The sequence below is a fragment of the Alteromonas sp. a30 genome, from assembly GCF_026788005.1.
Lineage (GTDB): Bacteria > Pseudomonadota > Gammaproteobacteria > Enterobacterales > Alteromonadaceae > Paraneptunicella.
In genome coordinates, this window is record NZ_JABEPE010000007.1 from 91,515 (window position 1) to 112,879 (window position 21,365).

The window sequence follows — 21,365 nt, forward strand, 5'->3', positions numbered from 1 at the left end:
TTACCGCCTACAAATAGGCGGCAATAAAACGCTTAAGCGCCGGTAATTCGTGTTCTTTAATGATGGGTTGGCTTTCTGCTTCGTGTTTAAGGCGTTCAACATCCTGCTTCATTCGTTCTTTTTTCGGCAGGTCTGCGCGCGCTTTGTGCGTTGCCATGTGCTTAATGTTATCGTAGAAACGATGTAATTCTGGGTATTCAACACGCACGTCAATTGCTTCACCTAAGTGCATATGATCCAGCAATACACATAAACGAATAGTGCCCTCTGAATAATCACATTGTTCCTCCAACATGGCGGCAATAATGGTGTCGATGCTTTGCGCGATATTTTGATTCCGTTGTTCAATTTTGCGCGAGTTCTCTGCTTCAATCGCCTTTTGTGTTTCTGTTTGATGCTTAAGTTGCATTAACAAGGTGCCTGCGTACCAAGCCAGTCCAGCAATAATGATTAATCCAACAGCAAGCAAAATCCAAAGCAGCATAGCATTCCTCTTAAGGGTTAACGTCCGATGGGTGTCGTTGAACGTCGTATTTATTTGGCGTAAATCAGTGCGGATGTATAGTAAACGAAAAATAGAGGCGTTTGGATGGCTTTTCAGTTTTACTTTTTTACTTTATCAAAACCTATTGACGATAGGTTTTTCTCTCTCTAACATATAAAACCTATCGACAATGGGTTTTTTGTCCGTGGTCTTACCCAATTCTATTTATCAGGTAGTAAAACAGTGAAATTAGGTGATTTAGAAAAGCAGGTTTTACATTATTTGTGGAAGCACGAATCTGCTGATGTAAAACAAGTTTTTGCGTATTTCGAAACGCGCCGTGGTGGCAGCTTAAACACATATCAAAGCACCCTCGACCGGTTGTTCAAAAAAGGTTTATTATCCCGATATAAAGCAGGTCACGCTTTTCAATACCAAGCAAAAGTAGAACGTTACGAACTTATTGGTCACCTGATTAAATCCATTACTAGCGACTTTATTGCTGATGATGACAGTAGCTTAATTGCTGCATTTTCTTCGATGTCCTCGGAGTTTGACGAAGAACAGTTGTCGAAGTTAGAAACTCTCATTGAACAGCAGCGTCAAAAACTGAAGCAAGGCGACAACTAACATGATTGAAGGCAATCCCGCTATCGTCCTAAATATGTTAGCCATTGCTACCTTAGCGTTTGCTGTTTCCGGCACTGCGATTTCCGTATTTGTATCCTTATTTGGGAAGAGCATGCTTCGCAGCGATATTGCTTCCAGAAAGCGGGTGTTATGGCTTTTGGCCTCTGCGCCTTGGACAATTAGCTTGCTAGTTGCCTTATTATTCTTAAATTGCTGCTTTGATGTTATTGCTTTTCAGTCTAATCATAGTCACAACTTCATGTTAATTGATTGGCACTATGAGTCTAATTACAGTGAGCGCGCGAAGTTGCATCATATTCAGCAGTTTCACTGGTGGAGTTGGCGTGGTTTTGCTTTGTTAACCGCCGTATCATTTTGCGCTTATGTTGTGTTGAAAAAGAGTCGTGAACTTCGGCAGCACCGAGCACAGTTAACACGTCTATTACAACAGAGTCGTTCTTCTTCTGATGGTATTTTGGTGGTGCAATCTGCCAATGCTTTTGCTTTTACTACAGGTTTTTTTAAGAAGCATACTTTTATCAGTTCAGGGTTGTTAGCACACACATCTCCCGATGAACAACGCGCCATTTTGTTGCATGAAGATGCACATTTACGTGCCAATGATCCCATTAAAAAGTGGATATATAGCTTCTTAACTGCGTTTTTCATTCCTGTACTCGCGTTACGTTTGCGTATGTTGATGACATTAAGCACAGAACAAGAAGCGGATGCACAAGTGATTAAACAAGATGTTGAGCCTACATTTATGGCACGTACATTAGTGAAAGTTGCACGCTTAAATATTACCGCCACACCTATGCAATATTCCGAGTTGGTGGCCAATTTTGCCGACGACATGTTGCAACAACGGGTTTACTTTTTGTTGGGTAAATTAGAATTACAGCCCATTAGTAAGCGCTTTACGTCATTATTTATGTTGTTAATCCTAAGTGTGTCATTGCCCTCGGTTGATGGCGTTTTGTACTTAATGGAAGCCTTGTTCAAGCATTAACGCCGGATGGCTTTTTACGTAAAAGTGCGAAATAGCTTCTCAGGAAGCTTTTTTAGAAGAAAAGAACCGAGCATCAATCGGTTTTTAATAAGTAATTCTTAATAACTGGATGGTACAAACGAGCCCATCGTGTTTGATATGAGGGGGAAGGCTTTATGCCTCTGACATTGCGCACCAAGGGAAAACCGATTATCTCTCGGTTTCTTAGCGCTGTAATAGAAAAAAGAAAGTGGGCGACAAGCACATTGTTGTCTGGGTCCTTATTGATTATGGCTTTTCAAGTGGGAGCGGCCCAAGAGCAGGCGACGCAACAAGATACGCTGACGTTGACGCAAGCTGTGCAAAAAACATTAGCACAGCATCCCGAAATGCGCGCTTATGGCTTTATGCAAGACGCCGCACAAGGATATGTACAGCAGGCCGCTGTTGGTACGCCGTTAAGTATGGATATCGAAGTTGAAGACGCTTTGGGAACAGGCGTTTATTCTGGTATTTCTCGGATGCAAACCACGCTGAGTTTAATGTGGTTGTTAGAGCATAAACTATTGCAATCTCAAGTCGGCGTAGCAACACAAAAAGCGGAGTTAGCTCATCTGCAAAAACAAATTAACGCTTTAGATTTAGCAGCAGAAACCGCCACTATTTTTATTACGTTATTGTCGCAAAAACAAGAGCTGCAATTAGCCAAACTCGCACAATCTCAGGCTCGCAAAATGTTAGCGGAAATTGAGAAACGCGTTCGAGTAGGTAAATTGAATGCAATTGACGAACTGCGGGCAACTGCATACCTATCAAAAAAATCATTAGTAGTAGAAGACCTGTTGCATGAAATAGAAGCAAGCAAGGAGCAACTTGCTGCTCAGTGGCACGGAAGTAGCCACTTTGTGGCGATTGGGTCTTTAGACAATATCCCCAATATGACTCAACTTGAGTCAGCTTATGACAAGCTCAAATCGAACCCCAAATTACGTTATTTCGCAACTCAGCAACGAGTGGCAGAGGCGGAAATAAGCTTAGCGAAGGTGTCGGCAGTGCCATCTTGGCGGGTAACGGCAGGCATTCGCAGGAATGAGGCAAACGATGATGTTGGGTTTGTTGCTCGCTTGTCGATTCCATTTGGTGTTGAGAATCGAAATCAAGGAAAAATACGCGCACTGCAAGCAGGAAAACAACAGCAGCAGGCTGAGTCTGAAGCGCTATATCAACGTTTAGAAACTCAAGTGTTATTGCTTATACATCGCTTGGAGCATAACCATCATGTGGTTGATAGCTTATCCAATGAAGTCATTCCCGCGCTTGAGAGTGCTGAACGTAAAGCGCAGCAAGCGTATCAAATTGGTAACTACCGCTATACAGATTGGTACGCCATTCAGCAAGAGCTGATCGATGCTCAAGATGAGCTGATCCTTGCCTATGCCAACATGCAATTTATCAACATCGAACTTGAGCGCCTAACGGGCGCGTCCATTTCCCAGTGAGTACAATCATGATGAATCGACAACGCAGAATTTCCTTTTTTATCACCCAAACCACGATACTGTTTTTATGTTCAATGTTCAGCTTATTCGCGTTAGCGAGTGGCGGGCATGGTCATGCAATGCAAGCGGATGCTTTCGAGAAAGGTGTACACAATGGACGCCTGTTAACAGATCAAGATTTTGCTTTAGAACTGAAAATTTTTGAGCAAGGCACTTCACCTGAATGGCGAGTTTACCCTAGTGTTAAAGGTAAACCCTTACCCCCAGAGCAAGTCTCGTTAAGCATGACATTGATTCGACTGGGCAACCAAATTGAGGAAATTTCGTTTACGTCTGTTGGCGACTTTCTTAAAGGAGAACAGACGGTATATGAACCGCATTCATTTCAAGTGAAAGTGAGTGCTCGCTATCAGGGTAAAGATTATCAATGGGAATATGATAATTTTGAAGGCCGCACTCGCATAGCTTCGGATATGGCGCAAAGCATGGGCGTTGAAACCGCATTGGTTGGGCCGAAAAACTTCATTGAGCGAGTAACGGTTTACGGAAAACTGACCGTTCCACCAGCATCCATGCGTCATGTGAGCGCACGCTTTCCCGGTGAAATTCGGTCGGTGAAAGTGGGCTTAGGTCAAAAGGTAGAAAAAGGTCAGGTGCTGGTTATTGTGCAAAGTAATGAAAGCTTGCAGAACTACGTTATTAAGGCACCGATTTCAGGTGTAATTACTTTTTTAGAGGCTGGCAACGGAGAGCAAGCAAGTGAGCAATCACTACTTACTATCACCAATATGGATGAGCTTTACGTTGAACTTAGTGTGTACCCAATGGATGCTGTTCATATTGATATTGGCAATCCTGTGCGTATTGCCTTACCGCAACCAGCGCAGGCGCAGGGAGCAGGAGCCACCCCGACTTTTGTCGAGAGTCGTATTGTTGATGTACTCACCCAAGTGAATGCTCAGCAGGCGCTAATCTTTCGAGCAAAAATCAATAACAAAGAAGGTGACTTTAAAGCCGGACAATTTATTCGCGCAGAAATTGAAACCGCCCAGTATCCAGTTGATTTAGCAGTGAAAACCAAAGCCTTGCAGTCATTCCGCGATTTTACCGTGGTATATGCGCGCGTGGGGGAAACTTATGAGGTACGGATGTTGGAGTTAGGGCGTCGATCGGGTGAATGGATAGAAGTGCTAAGTGGTATTGATGCGAATACTCAATATGTTACTGAAAATAGCTACTTGATTAAGGCCGACATCGAAAAGTCCGGCGCAGCTCATGACCATTAATTCAGATCGCAAAAAGGAAAAGCTATGTTAGATAAGATATTAACGTTTGCGATCATGCGCCGACGGCTAGTGCTGGTTTTGGTGTTTGCGCTGGCGGGTTTGGGATTGTACAACTTCACAAAATTGCCTATTGATGCGGTGCCAGACATCACAAATGTACAGGTAATGATCAACGCTGAAGCGCCGGGTTACACGCCATTAGAGGTGGAGCAGCGCATTACCTACCCGTTAGAAACAGCGCTGGCAGGATTGCCCAACTTAACCTATACGCGCTCAATTTCACGTTATGGTTTGTCTCAGGTGATTGCCATATTCAGCGACGATACCGACATCTATTTTGCACGACAGCTCATTAGTGAACGCCTTAGCGCGGCAAAGTCGGAATTGCCTATGGGGATAGAGCCTATGCTTGGCCCTGTTGCCACTGGTTTAGGTGAAATCTTCATGTTTACAGTGGATGTTATTCCCGGTGCTACGAACCCCGATGGTTCCCCCATTACACCGACTCAACTACGCACCGCACATGATTGGATTATTCGGCCTCAACTTATGCAAGTGGAAGGTGTGGTTGAGGTCAATCCTACAGGTGGATTTAAGCGGGAAATTCTAGTGGCGCTTTTACCTGAAAAACTATTGCAATTTGGCCTCACCCAAGAAAACGTGATGCAGGCACTACGGCAGCATAATCAAAATCAAGGCGCAGGGTTTATTGAGCAAAACGGTTCGCAATATTTAGTGCGAGTTCCGGGGCAGTTGAGTGACTTAAACCAAATTGCGCAAGTGCCGTTGAAGACTCAAACCGGACAAATTTTACGAGTCGGGGATGTTGCTCAAATTGGTGAAGGTAAAGAATTGCGTTCGGGAGCCGCAACGCAGAATGGTCGCGAAGTGGTACTCAGTACGGTGTTTATGCTGATTGGCGAAAACAGCCAGAAAGTGGCAAAAGAGGTAGGACAACGCTTGCAGACTATCCGTGCCAGCTTGCCACAGGGCGTCACTCTCAATCCGGTTTATGACCGCACTAAGCTGGTGGACAAAACCCTTGATACGGTGAAAACCAATTTAATTGAAGGGGCGTTACTGGTTATTGTTATTTTGTTTTTGTTATTGGGTAATGTGCGCGCTGCATTGTTAACGGCAGCGGTTATCCCTTTTGCCATGCTCATGACCATGACAGGCATGGTGCAAACCCGCACTTCTGCCAACTTAATGAGTCTTGGCGCACTAGACTTTGGCTTATTAGTCGATGGTGCCATTATTATTGTAGAGAATTGTCTGCGGCGCTTGAGCGACGAAGCTAGAGAAGGCAAAACGGAGACATTGCCGTTAAGTACACGTTTGAATTTGGTGTTTGAAGCCACCCAAGAAGTGATTCGTCCAGCATTATTTGGCGTGTTTATTATCACCGCCGTATACCTGCCTATTTTCACGTTGTCTGGCGTGGAGGGAAAAATGTTCCATCCAATGGCGATTACCGTGGTGATGGCGTTGGTTAGTGCCATGATTCTATCGATCACTTTTGTGCCAGCCATGATTGCACTGATGTTTAAAAAGCCCGTGGTAGAAAAAGAGAACGCCATCATGAGAGCTAGTGGGGCACTGTATCAGCCAATATTGCGTTTTGTCATTAAAGCGCGATGGTTGGTGGTAAGCGTTGCCGCAGCGTTAGTGATAGGCACTGTTGCGCTAAGCGCTAACTTAGGCAGTGAATTTGCGCCCAACTTGGATGAAGGTGATATTGCCATGCATGCGCTACGTATTCCGGGTACATCGCTTACACAATCCATTCAAATGCAAACCGTTTTGGAGTCAAAGATTAAAGAAGTGCCGGAAGTGGCGCGTGTGTTTTCGAAAATTGGCACGCCGGATGTCGCAACCGATCCTATGCCGCCGAGCGTCGCCGATACTTTTATCATCCTTAAACCCCGTGAACAGTGGCCGCAACCGGATAAACTAAAAGTTCAGGTAGTCAAAGATATTGAAACGATAGTGAATCAAGTCCCGGGAAATCGTTATGAGTTCTTACAGCCGATTCAAATGCGTTTTAATGAATTGCTCGCGGGTGTGCGCTCTGAGCTGGCAATTAAACTTTTTGGTGATGATTTTGACATGTTGGCTCGCGTTGGCGCCGAAATAGGTCAGGCCATTTCAAGTGTACAAGGCATTCGCGATATTCAAGTGGAGCAAATTAGTGGATTGCCTATTTTAACCTTAATCCCTAAAGAAACCATGCTAGCGCTATACAGCTTAAGCACCACGGAGTTGCAACAACAAGTGGCAGTGGCTATTGGCGGTGAACAAGTAGGCAAATTTTATGAAGGCGATAAACGTTTTGATATTGTGGTGCGTTTGCCTGAACACATGCGTCAGGATGTTCGCAGCTTGTCGCGCTTACCTATCGCATTGCCGGATGGTGGTTATGTGCCGTTGCAGGAGTTAGCGGGCATTGAGCACGTCAATAGTGCCAACCAAGTGAATCGCGAGAATGGTAAGCGTCGAATCGTTGTGACTGCAAATGTAAGGGAACGTGATTTGGGCAGCTTTGTTCAGGACATTCAACACGTCATTAATACCAAAGTGAATATTCCGCCGGGATACTGGGTTGAATACGGCGGCACATACGAGAAATTGCAATCGGCATCAGCGCGATTAAGCATTGTGGTGCCCATTACCTTGGTGCTTATTATTGGATTGTTGTTACTGGCACTAGGCTCATTAAAAGATGCAGTGATCATTTTCACCGGCGTGCCATTAGCCCTTACTGGCGGCGTGTTGGCGTTATGGTTGCGAGATATTCCCTTCTCCATTTCTGCGGCGGTTGGTTTTATTGCGCTGTCTGGTATCGCGATTTTAAACGGTTTGGTGATGGTGTCTTTTATTCGTTCTTTAAGAGCTGGCAATTTGGCGCTAGAAACCGCCATTATTCAAGGCGCGTTATCACGGTTAAGGCCGGTACTGACTACCGCATTGGTGGCGTCACTGGGATTTGTGCCAATGGCGTTGAATACTGGAATTGGCTCAGAAGTGCAAAGACCACTGGCAACGGTGGTGATTGGCGGCGTGATTTCATCCACCTTGTTAACCTTGTTTGTTGTGCCCGCGCTTTATCGGTTATTTCATAAAGCACAGGTAGAATAGCAACCTCTGGGCCGATAAAGGAAAGTTTGTCGGCTCATCTTCCCCTTTCATCGCGTTTCTTATTTGCTGTTTGCGGATGGTTAACGCATTTTCTGTAAACGTTGCAAGAAACGTTGACTAGCGTCTTTGAGCACTGGCTCGCCGTGTCCCGGTAGTAAGCAATCAAATTCTGTATTGGCAATATGAATCAATTCTTGAATATCGGGCTTAGCATAATTGCGCCAGCCCGGCCCAATACTGGTTTCTTTAAAAAAACCAGCAAGACGCATTAGAATTTTCGCGGTGACATTGAAAAGCGGGTCGGGCTTGGGCCAATGTTGGAAACTGTCTCCTGAAATCATGATGTTTTTATCTCGATGTAGAATCAGTAAGCCATCTTTTGGCGTTGCCGAACGAATCTCGGTGTAAAGTGCATTTTTGATAGGGAGCGGTGAATCTGGCGTTAACACCACATCGGGTTGAAAGTAAATATCACCCGGTTTAGGGGCTTTGCTCATGCCTTTGGTGTAGGGGGCATCAACCGAGTATACGGTTGCGCCGTATTGGGAGCGATAAAACGGGTCGTCCATACCGTGAAAGCCTGCAAGGCGTATCACATTTTTGATTTTCCCCAGCGCGGACAAACGCGCCATACCTGCTTCATTTAATCTGACAGAGTTAATCAAGGTTAAATCGTCATGATCCTTTACAACATACATGTTGCGACTAAAGGACAGCGTTAAAGGCCCGTATTTGATAAAAGGGGCGCGAACCGAGACTGACCCTCTAACCCGATAAATATTGGGTAAAACTTCGTGAAGTGGATCGTGAGGTTGTGCGAGGGGGTAAGGGGTTTGAGCATTCATCAGTTTATGTTTGAAAATGTGACAAGCCAATAACAATGGTCGCGCTTTGTGTGATGCTTTTTAGATTCGGTATTTTGCCTTACCTTGCATGAATGTCTAGTAAATTATTAGTCTGATAAATTCGCATCTAGCTTGAGCATAATGTTTTTTCAACCTACCACTTTTTCTCGTATTACAAATTTTTTGCCATGTTTTGGGATTTTTCATTACCGGATTTAAGAATTAGTCAATATAAAAACATTGTTGAAGCTATATTTATGGCCTAAATTTAGCTGTATGATATTGTTTGTAAATTAATCGTGTATATCACAAAAAAATCACATCACACGGGTTGTTTAGTTAATATGCATAAGAAAAATACTAGACTAATGGGTAGTATATTTTCTAAGTTAACAAATGGTATATATAACGATTCTCAAAAAGTTTGAGATCTGGTTCACGGAAGAAAATATTAATTAAATTATGCCTTTAACATGGTTAAGGTATGGTTTATAAAGGACGTGGTTTAGGAGTAACCTAACATGGTTAGGATGTCGCTATAAGGAAATGGGTTAACTAATTCAATTCAATCTGTTCATCGTGAAATCTTCGTGATTATTGGTGGAGATTATTTCCCGTTACTGGTATCCTCGCAAAACCAAGGGTTATAAATTTACCTGGGTAAAATGCTGATTTAGAAATAACTATTATCTTGTAAAAAGGTTTTAGTCATAACTTATTTACCGTTTATTTAATTGGGGGTAGTTAATAATGCCAATGATGAAAAAGCTTACTCTGGTGGGTGCGGCCTTCGTGCTCGCTAGTTGTGGTAGCGACAACAATAATTTGCCTGTCGATCCACCACCGCCACCGCCGCCGGCAGAGCCGACAGCAGCGGAAATCCTAACAAACACGCTTGATGGTTTAGGGGGAGCAGCGGCTTTCACATTGCCAGCGAGTGACGACTTCGACAACATTCCTCAAGATCCAAGCAACCCACTTACGGCTGAAAAAGTCGCTTTAGGTAAGTTGTTATTCCATGAAACAGCGCTTGCTACGGAAGGTGTTAATGGCAACCTTAACGGCACTTGGTCTTGTGCAAGTTGTCACCATGCTGCGGCTGGCTTTAAGTCAGGTGTGTTGCAAGGTATCGGTGAAGGTGGCTCTGGCTTTGGTGAGAAAGGGGAAGGTCGTGTGCTTGCTGCGAACTTCGATAAAGCTTCTGCTGACCCAACACTTGTGCCAGACGTGCAGCCTTTCACTTCGCCAACTATCCTAAACACCGCGTACCAAGAGGTTATGTTGTGGAATGGTCAGTTCGGTAATGCGGTAAATGGTGTAGTGAACGTTGGCTTAGAAGACAACGTTCTTGCAACGCCGGGTACACCTAAAGCTGAAAACGTTCGTGAATTAGCAGGTCTTGAAATTCAAGCGGTTGCTGGTACGGGCGTTCACCGTTTAAGAACATTTAATGATTCCATTTTGCAAACTAACGAAGAATACATCGCCTTATTTGATGCTGCCTTCCCGAATAGTGCTGGCGATCATTTGGAAGATGCCGGTAAAGCAATGGCCGCGTTTGAGCGTACTGTTCTTGCCAACGAAGCACCGTTCCAAAAATGGTTGAACGGTGAAGCTGATGCCATGACAGAAGCACAAATGCAAGGTGCAACTTTGTTCTTTGGTAAAGCGGGTTGTGCCGATTGTCATAATGGTCCGGGCTTGAACTCGCCTGTAGGCTCAACAGAAGATGAAATGTTCTTTGCCTTAGGTTTTGAAGATTTTGATGTAAACAACCCAGCCGTAACCGGTGGCGTTGGTATAGCTGATGCGCGTGGTCGTGGTGGCTTTACTGGCGAAGAAGAGGATTTCTTTAAGTTCAAAGTACCAACGTTGTATAACTTAACCGATACTAATATTTTTGGTCACGGTGGTTCATTCGACAATGTTCGTGATGTGGTTGCTTATAAAAACGCAGCTGTACCGCAAAAAGTGCTTCCTGAAGGAACGTTGGACCCTCGTTTCGTTCCGCTTGGTTTAACAGATGAAGAGATTGATCTCATTACTGTTTTCCTAGAAGAAGCGTTATACGATCCAAACTTAACACGTTATGTACCAGAATCATTGCCTTCTGGTCAGTGTTCGCCTGTTAATGACGCGCAAGCGAAAATTGACTTAGGCTGTTAATACCTAACCTCCCGCTCTTTGGAGTGGGAGGTTTTTTAAACCCCTGCTTTTTTCCTCGCCCTCTTTGCTACAGCTTCGTCAGTCCAGCTAGCTACGGCAACATCAACACGCCCTAATGCTCGAGCAATAAAAAAGCCCAACCGAGGTTGAGCTATTATCATCATTGCTTAGCTTGGTTTAGCTAAACTTGGCTTTTATTCTATCGGCGATAGTAATAGCCCCTGGATTCTCAATCATAGATATATGATTGCCTTCCACTTCAACTACTTCTAATTGACCCTCAAGAATACTTTCCCATGCGGTGTACATGTCCTTGGGAAGCAACGGCATTGATTGTGACGGTGTGAAGTAAATACCTTCACAATCTAATGGTGCGAATGTGTAGTTTTGCAACATATCAAGCTGCTTTTTGAAGGTTGTCACAAACGCCGGTGTAATAATGCTGAAATGCTTCTTCCAGAGTGTTTCCCCTGCAAGTTGGTGGAAGTAGCTAATCTGTTCTTCCAACGGCAGTGCCAACATATATTGTTTATCTAACTTAACAATATCGTCGTTCAGGTGAAGCAAGATGTCCGTATAGTTTTCAGGATGTTTTGGCATCTTACCCGGACCCGGAGGATCAATGAGGATCATAGATTCAACGGTCTTACCAAACTCAATAAGCTTACGACTGATCTCCAGTGCTACCACAGGACCAAATGAATGCCCGCCAATTATAAAGGATTGTTTGAACGGGAATTTTTGCATTAAAGCATTGAGATAGGTATCTGCTAATTCCTCAATTGAGTTTTGTGGTAAATCCGGTGGCGATTCAAAACCGTACACGGTGTACTCTTTTCCTAGAGCGGCTACTAAGCGTGAGAACAAAATCAAGCCACCGCCAGCAGCATGTACAAAGAATATTGGCGGTAAGTCTTCATTGGTTCCTTGTTGTAACTGGACCAATGGCGTGAACTTAGCCGGTTTCTGGGCGGCTTTAGGCGCTTTCGCTGCCGCTGATTTTGTGGTTTTCTGCTGTTGGTTGTGTTGAACCAACTCTGTTAGTTTGCTCAATGTCGGATTATCGTAAAGGATATTGGCAGAAATATCGGTTGAGAAGATGTTGTTGATGTCTTCAATCATACCAAGCGCAATAAGAGAATCCCCGCCGAGATCAAAGAAGTCATCGTCTGGATTCAGCTCCGATAAATTCAAATGCTCAAGCCAAAGTTGGTTCACCCTATCCTGAGTTGATTTCGGTTTATCTTGCTTTATTTGATGCGAAGTTTCAGGGAGTTGGCCGGCAACAAACTCCGATAACGCAGACAATGTGGGAACCTCATATAATGTATTAACGGCAACCGTTAACTCGAATGCTTCGTTAATATCATCGATCAACCCCAGCGCCATCAAGGATTCGCCGCCTAAGTCGAAGAAGTTGTCTTCAGGGTTAACTTCTTCAATATTAAAATGTTCGCACCACAGATTAGCAATGATTTCTGCCACGCTTAGGTGAGAAGAAGCACTTTCTTCTTGTGTACTATTTAACGGGGTAATATCGCAGCCGACAAAGTTCGTTTGTAGTCGATAGTCCTTCCCAGTGGAGTAGGAGAAAGCGCGTTTTACCTGCGGCTCGCCTGCCTTTGCTATCAACACACTGTGCGCTGAATGTTCAGCGGGGGTTAGAGGCTCAACTTGTTCAAAACCGGTGGCGTAGAGTTTTTCTTGTAGCGCGTCAACACCAATAAAAGGATTGGCTTGTGAGCGAAGGCCATCGTGAATTGGATTCATCATCAGGCTTTCGGTAATAGCAAACTCAAGTTGAGGTGATGTGATTTCCCACATGATCAACATCCCTCCCGGTGCCAATAGGGAATGCACATGCGCTAGTGCTTCGTCAATATTTCTGACGTTATATAAAGAGTTACCGACAACCACAACATCGTAATTGTTTTCTGGATAGCCTTGAGCTTGTGGTGAGAATTCAATATCCAGACGCGAACTGGTGAAGTAGTCGTATTCTGCATAACGCTTACCAGCCCGTTCAAGCAATATGTCGTTGGTGTCGGTGAAGCTATATTGACAACTTGTCTTTGTCAGTTTGGGCATGATCTCTTTAGTGGCGTAACCTGAGCCACCACCAATTTCAAGCACTTTCAAAGAGACATCTTTGGGCAGTTGACGTAATAAATTATCAAGCATGGAAGACACAGCCAAATTGCAATATTGAATTTGTGGGCTGTTTTCAACGAGCTTCTCGTCACCAAAGGCATTGAAGTATTCTCCCTCCACCGAAAGCACATTAATGGCTTCCACTTTTCCGTCTAGAATATCGGAAAGTAAGTGGCCGCAGTCTATGATGCGGGAAATATAGGCTTGTTCGTCATCCCAAAGTTGGCGTAACTGAACAATAAAGCTTTCAAGTTCTTCATCCGATTGAATGGCTTTTTGCAGTTCAGCGCTGTGTACGCGATCAATATAAGTGTTAAGTTCATCTACCCAATCGGCTACCAACGGTTGGTATTTTTCAACAACGCTATTCAGGTTGAGTTGCTCAACAGAGTAAGGTTGCCCAAACTCAACCGGGGAATGAGCAATACGGTTTAGGGCTCTAGCCATAAAAACTAAAGCGGCATCGTGCTTAGTGGCTTGCTTTTGTATGAAAGCCATGTTGTTCACTAGGCCCTCATTTTCCACCAATGTACTATAGGTGCGATTGACCAGTGCCGACCACAGTTGGCGATCTGGCCCCGTCAGTTTTGGATCTGCCACCCAATATTGCTTTTTATCGAATGCATAAAGCGGGGCTTTCACGCGTTGTGGGTGTTGATTTTGATAGAACACATCCCAATTGACTTCGGCCCCCATGCACCAGACATCCGCAAATAAATGGTATAAATCTTCAACAGGCGCTTCCGTATTCACTGTTGGATTGAATAGTTGAATGGTTTGGTCTGCACCAAGATGTTCCGCGACGAGCGCTTGGTCAATGTTAACCTTCGCCGCTACATTTAACGAGTTGAGGTCGAGTTCGACTTGACCTGAGTGCCACATTTCCAAAGCACTAAAGTAGATGGGAGCAGACGCATTGGCTTTAATTTGCGTGTCTGTTACCTCGCCATCGGTAAAGAGACTCAGTGCAACATCCGGTTTGATGAGTCCGGCAAATACCGCAGCAATGATTTGCCCGTAACCTGAACCAACAATTGCCTTGGGCTGCAAGCCAAAATCGCGCATCAAATTGGCTAAAGCCAAGCTATAGATGGCGGACAAACAGGCTTTTTGCGCAATGTCATCAGAAATGGCTGACTCCATTAAGTTAGCCATTTGGGTCTGCCACTTCAGCTTTAACGACTTCACTAACTTTTGAACGTAGGCTTGGTAAACCGGCACTTCGGATGCAAGTTGCTGCAAAGTGTTAATGTGCGACTCGGAAGGCTCTTCGGCGAAGACATAGGCAATGCTATCACCGTCGTTAAAGCGCGCGTCTTTTTCTGTACGCATAATGAGCTGACTGGACGTCAATGCACTTACATTATCAAGATAAGGCGCCAGAGCCAGTTTGCGGTGGCGGTGAGGGTGACGCCCTCGCTGCAAGGTATAGGCTAAGCCCTCAAGTGACTCGCATCGTCCTTTATCTAAAAAGGCATTTAACTGATTAACATTGCTGTTTAGGGCAATGTTTGAAGCGCCAGATAAAGGCAAACAAACAAAGGGCGTTTTTGCCTTGTTTTTGGTTGGCTTTTCTTTTTTCTCTGGGGCTTGTTCCAAGACAATATGGGCATTGGTTCCCCCAATACCAAAAGCGCTTACGCCCGCTCGGCGAGGGGTGTTGGCTTTTGTTGTCCATTCGCGTGTTTCGGTATTGACGTGGAATGGACCAAAATCGATATTGGGATTGGGTTGTTTATAATGCAAGCTTGGTACAAGGGTTCCATGCTCTAAACACAATACTGTTTTGATTAAGCCTGCTACGCCCGCAGCGGTGTCGCTGTGACCAATGTTAGATTTAACCGAGCCAATAGCGCAGCTAGCGCGTTCGATTTTCTCTTTGCTTTCATTAAAGGCCATGGACAGTGCTGATATTTCGATAGGATCGCCCATTGGCGTGGCTGTGCCGTGCGCTTCAATGTAACTTATGCTGGCAGGGTCGATACCTGCACGAATTTGTGCTGTGCGAATCACATCTCTTTGACCATCAATGCCTGGCGCGGTGTAACCAACTTTGGCATTGGCGTCATTATTGATGGCAGCGCCTTTTACGATAGCACGAATGTGGTCGCCATCTTTGAGGGCTTGGCTTAACGGTTTTAACAACACTAAGCCAACTCCCTGACTTGGAACGGTTCCCTTCGCTTGGGAATCAAACGTTCGGCAATGACCATCCGGCGATAAAATCATGCCTTCACGATACATGTAACCCGAGATTTCCACTCCACTGATTAAGGATACGCCGCCAGCAAGCGCCATATCACAGCGGCCTTCGCGTAAATCAGCACAGGCTCTTTCAATGGCAACCAAGGAGGTGGAACAAGCGGTTTGCATGGTAATGGCAGGGCCACAAAGGTTGAGCTTGTAGGCGACTCGCGTACATAGGAAATCGTTGGCGTTACCCACCATCACCTGATACGACGTCACGCTCTTATTGTGTCGCATATAATCGTTTAGATTATCGGTGTAATAATTGAAGCCCGAGCCTCCGTAAACTCCCACATTTTGCGTTTGGCTAATGTCGCCATAGCCGCCATCTTCCAATGCATGGAAGGCTTCTTCTAGAAATAAGCGTTGTTGTGGGTCGAGAATCTCAGCTTCTCTTGGGCTGTAATTGAAGAAGTTTGCGTCAAACTCTTTGGCGCCGGAAATCATGCCTTTGCGTTTGACGTAGTTAGGGTGTTTGTAAAGAGTGGGAAGCTCTCCACTGGAAGATAATTCCTCGTTTGTGAACTCCAAAATGCCTTCTACACCATTGACTAAGTTGTCCCAGAAGGCGTCGGCATCTTTTGCGCCGGGATAACGGCACGCTAGGCCAATAACTGCAATGTCCTCTTCTTTATCACGCAGAGTATCTTGTGTTGCCTGTACCGGCATGTCTGAAACATCGTGTTGAGAGGCAAGGAAAGAGGTTAATTCACGAATATTAGGGAAACGGAAGAAGTCGGTTACGGAAATTCCCATGCCCAATTTTTCTTCGATTTTTTGTGTCACTTTGGTTATCAACAAAGAGTGACCACCTAGTTCGAAGAAGTTGTCGTTGGCACCCACACTCTTCTTTTGAAGCACTTCTTGCCATATTTGCAGCAGTTTGTTTTCCAGCTCCACCGTGTTAACCGGGGCGCCGCCAGCGTCATCGGATTCGTCGACTTCAATATCAGATTGCTTTTCTTCCAACGGCATAAGCTCTAAACCTTTACGGTCTAGCTTACCGGTGGCTGTGGTTGGCATTTTCTCAATATAAACAAAATATTGAGGAATCATGTAAGGCGCTAGGTACTGATTTAAATAATCGGTTAATACTTGGCGAGTTTGTTCTCCGTCGTCACTGGAATAGTAAGCAACAATTGCAGGGCCTGTATTGGTTTGTTTTACCACTGCAACGGCTTCCGAGACGATCGGATGTTGACGCATGCGCTCTTCAATTTCGCCTAGTTCAATACGCAACCCGCGGATTTTAACTTGCGTATCAATCCGGCCAAAATACTCAATGTTACCGTCTTCCATGATACGTACCGAATCGCCGGTACGGTATAAACGGGTGTCTTTACCAATCGCAAATGGGTTATCGACAAACGCTTCTGCGGTTTTTTCTGGCAAATTACGGTAGCCAAACGCTAAACCTGCACCGGCGACACAAAGCTCACCCGCAAAACCGGGGGGCAGTAGCTTCATTTGTTCATCAACAATGTAGTTACGGATATTGGCTATTGGGCGACCAATGGGAACGTTACGGCTGTTTTTGGTCCATTCCAAAATAGGGTAATGACTACAGTAAATAGCGGCTTCTGTTGGACCATAGAGGTTTTCGATAGAAAGGTGATTGAAGCCGAGCTCTTTAATACGGTCGAATGTGGTGCGCGTGAATTTTTCGCCTGTTGATGTTAGGTGTTTAACCTTGGGGAACATCACCGAGCGGGGTTTATCTGCGAGGTAATCAATGATGGCGGTTAACATGGAATGCACGAATATGACATGGGTTATGTCCATGTCATTGACATAGTTGATAACAAACTCTAAATCACGCTCAGTATCAGGTGGTAAAATCACCAAAGTCCCGCGTCCCATGAACCACGAAAACATTTCGTTAATGGACACATCGAACACGTAATTGGTTTTCAGTAAGTGCCTGTCACCTTGTTCCATAGGGAAACGGTATTCAAGGTCGTGCAGAATATTCAATAACGCCAAATGACCAATTTCAACGCCCTTTGGACGACCTGTCGAGCCTGATGTGTAAAGGACAACTGCTACAGGGTTATCGTTAATCATTGGGGAGTCTTTACACAGTGCAGGATCATCCGATTCCATCATGTCCTGCACGTTTAGCATCGGCACATTATCGTTAACTATTTTGCTGAGCTTTTCGCGGAAATCTTCTTGCAGAACAACGGCTTTTACTTCGCTGTCGTCTAGAATCATGTGAAGACGTTCTGGCGGGAAGGTGGGATCCAATGGAATATAAGTGCCACCTGCTTTATGCACGCCTAGAATGGATGTCACCATACGGATGCCGCGTTGCATACATAAGGCAACGTTGTCGCCTGATTTGATGCCGCTTTGAATTAGCGTATTACTCACCACATTGACGAGTTCATGAACCTGCTGATAGGTGTAATAGTCATCGCCATCAATGATGGCAAGTGCATCAGGTTGCTCTTGCACCCGCTCAACAAAGACTTCTGGGAAAATTTTATAGTCACCAAAATCGCGCTCAACCAAACCATAACCGGGGAGGAGCAATTCTTTTTCATCTTCGTTAATCAGTTCCCACGAATTCACCGGTTGGTCGCCTTTGTACAGCATTTCTTCGATTAGCTGATATAAGGTGGTTTCCATGGCTTGAATTGTGAAGCTGTTAAACAAATTGGCATCGTAGTTGATGCGGAAACGCATATTTTTACTAGACGTATCTAACAGCAGCGCAAGATCGGCTTCTAATTCCCCAGTGCTAATCGGCAGTGAGGTCATGCTAAAGCCATCTTTATCGGGGTCGCCGAAGGTATAACTACTAAAAATAGTTGCACCAATAGTCACGTTAAGTTCTCGCCCTCGGGGCGCTTGGCCTTCTCGATATTGCTCAAGCACCGCGACGGCTGAAACGTCACCTTCATTGCGATGTGCAAGCAAGTCTTGGCGAAATTTTTGTAGCATGTCAATGCCGGTTAATTCATCGGTAATACTGACGGGTAAAGGAATGTGCTCAACAAAAAAGCCAGCAATGCGAGCGTCTTTTTTAGCGCGGATGTCTCGCAAATAACCCAGCGCAAAATCGTTTGCTCTAAAACAACGATTGATCAGAATGCTGTATACCGCCGAGAAAAAACAAAATGGGGTGCTACGATGCTTTTTACTAAAGGATAAAATGTCTGCGGAGGTACGTGAATCCAATTCAAATTCAAGGCTGCCGATAGGGCTTTTATCGCTGGAACTACTGACGCCTTCTTGAGCATTTGCTTGGCTGGCAAGGTCAACGTGCAAACTAATACCGGTGAGTTTATCCTTCCAATATTGCATGGCTTCTGGTGCAAGGTTGTCATGACGTTGTACCGCTTCAAAATAAGTATCAACCGCAGTTGGGAGAGATTCAATTTCGGCGTTATTGATATGAATTTGGAAGTTTTCGTATAGACGTTGGGCGATGAGTCTTGCCGTTGTGCCATCGGCGACAATATGGTGAAACACAACTTGAATTACAATTTCACCGGGATTGCCTTCAATTAGGTTTATCCGCGAGGGTAATTCGGAATTGAAATCGAAAGGGAACCCGTTGAGTTTTTCTAACTGTTGTTCAATGGTGAGTTTTTTACTAAGAGGAAAAATGTTTACTGCGCCAGTCCATCGAGGCAAAACACGCTGCATCGGTGTGCCTTTATCAACATAAATTTCTGTGCGGAATGCGGGGAAAAAATTAAACATGTCGATAACTAATTCGCTAACAGTTTCCAGAGGAAGCTCGCTTTTTATACGAAATGCCGTACTTACGTTATAACTGCCGTTCTGCGGTGACTTTTGTTGGATCAGCCATAGTCCAAGCTGTCGCTTGTTGAGAGAGATACCGGATTGTGCTTCGTCTTCTGGTTTTGCCTTGATTGTTTCAGACATAACATGGTTCCTGTAAATTTTATTGAACTAACAGACTGAATACTTGGAATGAGTTCTCATTTTGATTTTGGGTACGAGTAATACGGAAGTTAAGAGGCTAGAGAAGAGGATATTCATTATATCCCTATTATGAAGAGCGAAAATAACGATAGTCTTAAAGTCAAATAACAATACTTTCATAACTCAAACTACACCTATTGAAGCATCCGTTGATTTTTGACTTGGAAAGTGAGCGCATCGCTCGCTCATGTGGACGCATTTAAACACTATCTTTATATGTTTAATTGTTACGAATTTTCGTATTTGTTAAACCTGTCATCTTAATTTTCATTGGGATAAATATATTACCCAGTATAATGTTGACATGTTCATGTGTTTAAATCGGTTTGTGGTCCCCACTTTTCCACAAATATCCAATCTCAATACCTAAGAAAAGGAGAATACTCACCTTTATAGGGGAAAGCAAATAATTTACCAGTATGGTAGTTGTATTGGTTTCTCTCTAAAATTAGTATAAATAAACATGATTTCATTTTTTTGAAATAGGTCAATGAAATTATTAGTAAAAATGTCACACAAAGGGTTTATGTTCAAGGAGGAAATGGAAATATGCGTAGATTTTATCTAAATCTTTAGGGCAGGCTTATTGGGATAAAAATATAAAATGTATAAATTTTTTGTTTGTGAGGGTTAAGTTTTGGTTATTTTGTGAAAATAATGATTTATGAGTATGTTAAAAATTAAATAGGTATGCACAAACTTGAACTATTATTATATCTTTATTTCATCATTGATTAAAATATAATCTTTTAGTTATGTAATATGCACTAAAATAATTAAAAACGATAAGGTTAAAATTATGTATTCGGTTTTGCCTTAAAGGCCCCACGGTATTCACCTGGTGTCGACCCAGTCCAATTTTTAAAAGCCCGAATAAAAGCGCTCGGCTCGGAAAAACCTACACGATAAGCGATATTTTTTATTGGCATGTCTTCATGCGTTAAATGATAAATAGCTATGTCTCTTCGCACGTTTTCTTTAATCTCTGCGAAGGTTCCCCCCTCTTGTTTTAAGCGTCTACGCAAGGTTTGCGGACTTTTGTTGAGTTCTTCAGCGATCGTTTTTAGAGATAAGGAGGCAATGTTATCTTTGCTTTTCAACATACGTTTGATTTGTCCCGTTAAATTGGAATCAATAAATCGGCGGGTGAGTAAATCGGGCAATGTTGCAATGAAACCTTTTACATCCGTGAGTTTGCGTTCCAATGGAAGTAATAAAAAGTCTTTATTAAAGATAATGCAGTTATGCGATTGAGAAAAGAAGTGGGAGCACGGGAAGATACTGTCCATATCACCTGCAAAAACCGGTTTTTGCATTTGTAAGGTTATTTGGTTAATCATCACCTGCTGATTGACTAACCAAGACATCCAGCGTACGAGAAACAGCATCATAATAATAATAAAAAGATTAGGGTTTTGCGTTGCTGGCGCAGCGGCACTTAAATGGACTTTAAGTTGAGCTTCTTTGTCTGTTTCAATTAACTCAAACGTCATGTCTTCATGAATGAGATGGAAGAATGCCGCGAGGCGCTTGATGGCTCCTTGCAACGAGCGAGTGCCCATTGCTGCGGTTAACCCTAAATCCATTGAACCTCGGGGTGTTGAACGGGTTAAAAACCCGAGCGTTTCATCGTTTAGCTGGTGAATGATCTGTAAGAAGACCTTCCCTAATTTATGGGAAGGTAAACGCGTGTTTTCGCGTTGAAAGAAGTCCGTAGGCTCCCCAACACTGGCTAAAAGCGCTGGCACCGAGTGGCCTTTTTGTTGATAACCTGCAAGTAGCAGCGCCAGTGCTTTGGGATGAATGGAGTGTTTCACTAATGGAAGTTGTGTCATCGATTTGTTATCGACCTTTTGCCAAGTTCATCTGTGGTTTGTTTGGCATTAACTCGGTAAACCTACAGAAATAATGATAACTAATGAAACCAGATTTAGGCGTCATTGGTCAATGTGTTGACAGCTTTGGTCAATG

Annotated in this window: 11 protein-coding genes; 6 read left to right on the forward strand and 5 right to left on the reverse strand. The window is 44.0% G+C overall.

Annotated features, from left to right (window positions below; genetic code table 11):
* Positions 1-7 precede the first annotated feature (7 nt).
* On the reverse strand, positions 8-484 hold the full coding sequence (locus HJG39_RS08850) for a DUF2489 domain-containing protein (RefSeq protein WP_268408571.1): 477 nt from the start codon (positions 482-484) through the stop codon (positions 8-10).
* A 243-nt stretch (positions 485-727) separates the two neighbouring features.
* Here HJG39_RS08850 and HJG39_RS08855 point away from each other — a divergent pair, with 243 nt between their 5' ends.
* The 5 genes from HJG39_RS08855 (at position 728) to HJG39_RS08875 (ending at position 8,028) form a co-directional block, all read left to right on the forward strand.
* Complete coding sequence (locus HJG39_RS08855) at positions 728-1,114, forward strand: BlaI/MecI/CopY family transcriptional regulator (RefSeq protein ID WP_268408572.1); 387 nt, start codon at positions 728-730, stop codon at positions 1,112-1,114.
* 1 nt (position 1,115) lies between these two features.
* Entirely contained in the window at positions 1,116-2,126 is a 1,011-nt protein-coding gene (locus tag HJG39_RS08860; protein WP_268408573.1) for a M56 family metallopeptidase, read from the forward strand.
* Between the two features lie 155 nt (positions 2,127-2,281).
* Positions 2,282-3,604, forward strand: a complete 1,323-nt coding sequence (locus tag HJG39_RS08865) for a TolC family protein (RefSeq protein WP_268408575.1) — start codon at positions 2,282-2,284, stop codon at positions 3,602-3,604.
* Positions 3,605-3,612: 8 nt separating this feature from the next.
* Complete coding sequence (locus tag HJG39_RS08870; protein ID WP_268408576.1) at positions 3,613-4,890, forward strand: efflux RND transporter periplasmic adaptor subunit; 1,278 nt, start codon at positions 3,613-3,615, stop codon at positions 4,888-4,890.
* Between the two features lie 24 nt (positions 4,891-4,914).
* On the forward strand, positions 4,915-8,028 hold the full coding sequence (locus tag HJG39_RS08875) for an efflux RND transporter permease subunit (RefSeq protein ID WP_268408577.1): 3,114 nt from the start codon (positions 4,915-4,917) through the stop codon (positions 8,026-8,028).
* Positions 8,029-8,108: 80 nt separating this feature from the next.
* On the opposite strand, the gene HJG39_RS08880 is transcribed toward HJG39_RS08875, so the two are convergent.
* Complete coding sequence (locus HJG39_RS08880) at positions 8,109-8,873, reverse strand: hypothetical protein (RefSeq protein ID WP_268408578.1); 765 nt, start codon at positions 8,871-8,873, stop codon at positions 8,109-8,111.
* Positions 8,874-9,623: 750 nt separating this feature from the next.
* On the opposite strand from HJG39_RS08880, the gene HJG39_RS08885 reads away from it, so the two are divergent.
* Entirely contained in the window at positions 9,624-11,039 is a 1,416-nt protein-coding gene (locus HJG39_RS08885; RefSeq protein ID WP_268408580.1) for a cytochrome-c peroxidase, read from the forward strand.
* A gap of 35 nt (positions 11,040-11,074) precedes the next feature.
* On the opposite strand, the gene HJG39_RS08890 is transcribed toward HJG39_RS08885, so the two are convergent.
* From HJG39_RS08890 to HJG39_RS08900, 3 genes are all read right to left on the reverse strand, one after another.
* Entirely contained in the window at positions 11,075-11,203 is a 129-nt protein-coding gene (locus tag HJG39_RS08890) for a hypothetical protein (protein WP_268408581.1), read from the reverse strand.
* A gap of 13 nt (positions 11,204-11,216) precedes the next feature.
* Positions 11,217-19,334, reverse strand: a complete 8,118-nt coding sequence (locus tag HJG39_RS08895; protein ID WP_268408582.1) for a non-ribosomal peptide synthetase — start codon at positions 19,332-19,334, stop codon at positions 11,217-11,219.
* An 857-nt stretch (positions 19,335-20,191) separates the two neighbouring features.
* Positions 20,192-21,229 (reverse strand): AraC family transcriptional regulator, encoded by a 1,038-nt coding sequence (locus HJG39_RS08900; RefSeq protein ID WP_268408583.1) that lies wholly within the window; start codon positions 21,227-21,229, stop codon positions 20,192-20,194.
* Between the last annotated feature and the right edge of the window lie 136 nt (positions 21,230-21,365).